Here is a 2662-nt window from a genome sequence, read left to right on the forward strand (position 1 = left end):
CCATGTCTGGTACTGGCAGGATCGGGAGATGGCCCGGGTCGATTTGCCGGTGCGCAGCAGTAACTGGCGCACCTGGTCGTCCAAGCGCATTTTGCCCGAGTGGACTGGGCCGTGGCGCGTTGTCGTTGAGGACGCCGCCGGCAAAGTTGTCGCGGAGAAGGTGTTTCGTGTCGAAGCCCCTTGAGGAAACCGTCTTTTCGACCGAGGATATCCTGGCGATCGAGGTTGCCGTACCCGAAGGGCACCGGCATCTGCGCGCCCGGCTGACCCTTGCCGACGGCCGGGTGCTGGTGCTGCAGGAGGCGACCCTGGCTGCGCTGGCCCGGGCCTGGGTTGACATCAAGGCCGATCCCCTGCGGCGATCGTGCCGCCTGGTTGGTCGCCATCTGGCCGAGGGCGAGGGAAAACCTGGCTATGCCCGCTGGCAGCTGCGGGAGGAAGAGTAACAGGAGTGTTGTCGCACCTGATATGTTCCCGCCTGTGCGGGTCGGTCAACAAGCTACCGGCCTGTTTGGGTGAAGTCATTTGGTGTGACAATCCATGCACAAGGCGCTGCCGACGTTGCTCATGACCAAAAAGGGAGGGTAGGTCGGGTCGTGAACATCGTGGCAGGAGCTGCACCACATCGCATCTTTGGTGGCGCCAAAGTTGACCCGGGCCACCAATGGCATTTTTAAATCTTTGTCGAGTGTGGCGTCGAAGCGGAATCCGACGGGATGATCATTGGATAGATCTGTTCCTATGTCTGCCGCTGTCCTCTGAAGGGGTTTCAGGTAGCTGTATTCAGTCGAATCCGCCAGGGAGCCGTCGTGGCAGCTGAGGCACAGGGGTGCATCGGACGGCATGGTGTTGATGTAGGTCAGGTCGGTGGTGTGATCCATGGTTGCGCTGTTGTAAACCTTGGTCACATTTCTTGGGACACGGCCGAAACCTGAACTTCCTGGAAGCCAGTGATGGGCTCCTCCATGACAGGCCCGGCAAATGTCGGTCAGCCCCGGGATGACACCCGTAAGATCATGTTTTGAGTTGGCGATTTTCAGGGCGAATACAGGAACCGGTTCCCCCAAAAACAGAGCCAGAATTGCAATGGTTGTGAGGAAAAAGGCTGTACGCTTAAGGAAGGCAACGGTGCCTGAAATCATGATCCCCCCTCCTGTGTCGGTCTCGTGATTTGGCGTAAGGCTGTTGGTTAAATAGCAGTTTTTTGGCTGTCCGACCGTATCTTTTTTGTCGGAAAAACTGCCATAGCAGATGTTCGCACGGAATTCACTGCAAGGTGTGTTCCTCTTTGCTTTCCTGGTTAATCAACTGTGCCTTTTGCCGTAATTGCTCCAGCGTGGCAGGACTGATCGGATGGGTTTTCAGGTATTCAGGGGTTAGTACCTGCCAGTGGCTTAAACGCTGTAACAGGATGTCGGTCACCCAGATAGCCCCATCATCGGTAATGGTCAGGCCTGATGGAGCGGCAAAGGCCATGGGGTGAGAGCTCATGTGGCCGGCGGTGACCACGACGGTCGGTTTTTCAAGATTGTTAAAGCCCACCAGCGCACCTGCACGCTGGTCTGTCGCCCATATCCAGCCGTCGTCAGTGACTGTTATCCCTTTGGGTGCGTCGAATGTGTAGGGCCCCCAACCATTGAAAGGAATGAGCCTGGCAAAGGTCCCATCGGGGGCAAAAACAGAGAGCCGGGCGTTGAGCATGTCAGCGACAATCAATTCGCCGTGTGAATTGACAGCCACCCCCTGGGGCGCAGCCAGTTGTCCTGGCTGGACGCCGGGGTTGCCTCGGGTGCCCAGGTGTTTTCCGGTGCAGGTGAAGACATGGATGTGGTGGCGTCTGGGTTCACTTGCATAGAGCAGGTTTCGCTGTCGGTCAATGGCAATAAAGGCGGGATTGGCTTCAAATACCCCGTCCCCGATGGTGCGTATCACAACTCCTTCCGGTGAAAGAACGACCACGCGTCGACGGGTGGCCTCTGCCACGTAAATGTTCCCGTCTGAATCGTAATCGATCCCCAGAGGAGCTCCGAGTTTGGTTCCGTTGTTTGGCAGGGCGCTGGCCTTTCCAGTTGTGGACAATTTCCAGACAATACCGCTCCTGGTGTCGCTGACCAGTAATGCGCCGTCTTTGCGCACGATTACATCGAATGGGGTTTGGAATAAAGGTTTCTGTTTGCCCAGTAAGGCTTTTTTGATTGGGCTGTTTTTGGCTACCAGGTCTTCAGACCGGGAAATCGTTGAAAGGTATTCCACCCGCGGAGTTTGGGGGGGGATAGGCCAGACGTAACGAGGTTGGGGTGGGGGAGAGGTGCAGCCTGATATGGAAAGAAAACAGATGAAAAGGATCAGGGCAGCAAGCAGCTTGAATGGACGAATCAGTTCTGTACGCTGGCCATGACAGGTCGCCATTTCCCCCCTCCTGCGGTCTGGTTGTCCGGTGGCGCTTGTACAAAAAGAAAGGACAAATGTGCCGGTAAGGAACTAACAGGCTCCGGGTCGAAAGGTCAAGGGGGAAAAGGTAGGGGAAGAGAGGCGGTGAAAGGATGAGCCGAGAAGGGCCCCAACGTTTGGGTCGGGGCCCCGCTTGGCATGGTTACTTTTTGCTCTTTTTGCGTCCGCCTTTTTTGGCGGCGCGGGCCTTGGCGAGGTTTTCGGCGAGGCC

The 2662-nt window shown here is 56.8% G+C and carries 4 protein-coding genes; 2 read left to right on the forward strand and 2 right to left on the reverse strand.

The window, feature by feature from the left end; translation table 11 throughout:
- Nucleotides 1–184: DUF2914 domain-containing protein (locus tag D6694_06805; protein RMH43608.1), on the forward strand; the 184-nt coding region annotated here is incomplete at its 5' end.
- Between the two features lie 25 nt (nt 185–209).
- Nucleotides 210–446, forward strand: coding sequence for a hypothetical protein (locus D6694_06810; GenBank protein RMH43611.1), 237 nt, complete (start codon nt 210–212; stop codon nt 444–446).
- A gap of 75 nt (nt 447–521) precedes the next feature.
- Here the strand turns inward: D6694_06810 and D6694_06815 are convergent, their stop codons facing one another.
- Together D6694_06815 and D6694_06820 are read right to left on the reverse strand one after the other, a co-directional pair.
- Nucleotides 522–1142, reverse strand: a complete 621-nt coding sequence (locus tag D6694_06815) for a hypothetical protein (protein RMH43609.1) — start codon at nt 1140–1142, stop codon at nt 522–524.
- Nucleotides 1143–1266: 124 nt separating this feature from the next.
- Nucleotides 1267–2409, reverse strand: a complete 1143-nt coding sequence (locus D6694_06820; protein ID RMH43610.1) for a hypothetical protein — start codon at nt 2407–2409, stop codon at nt 1267–1269.
- Between the last annotated feature and the right edge of the window lie 253 nt (nt 2410–2662).

The organism is Gammaproteobacteria bacterium (assembly GCA_003696665.1).
Taxonomy (GTDB): Bacteria; Pseudomonadota; Gammaproteobacteria; order Enterobacterales.

Bases quoted from the DNA above. Each gene is read 5' to 3' on its own strand.
- D6694_06820 (RMH43610.1), bottom strand. From the start codon at position 2,409: ATGGCGACCTGTCATGGCCAGCGTACAGAACTGATTCGTCCATTCAAG.
- D6694_06815 (RMH43609.1), bottom strand. From the start codon at position 1,142: ATGATTTCAGGCACCGTTGCCTTCCTTAAGCGTACAGCCTTTTTCCTC.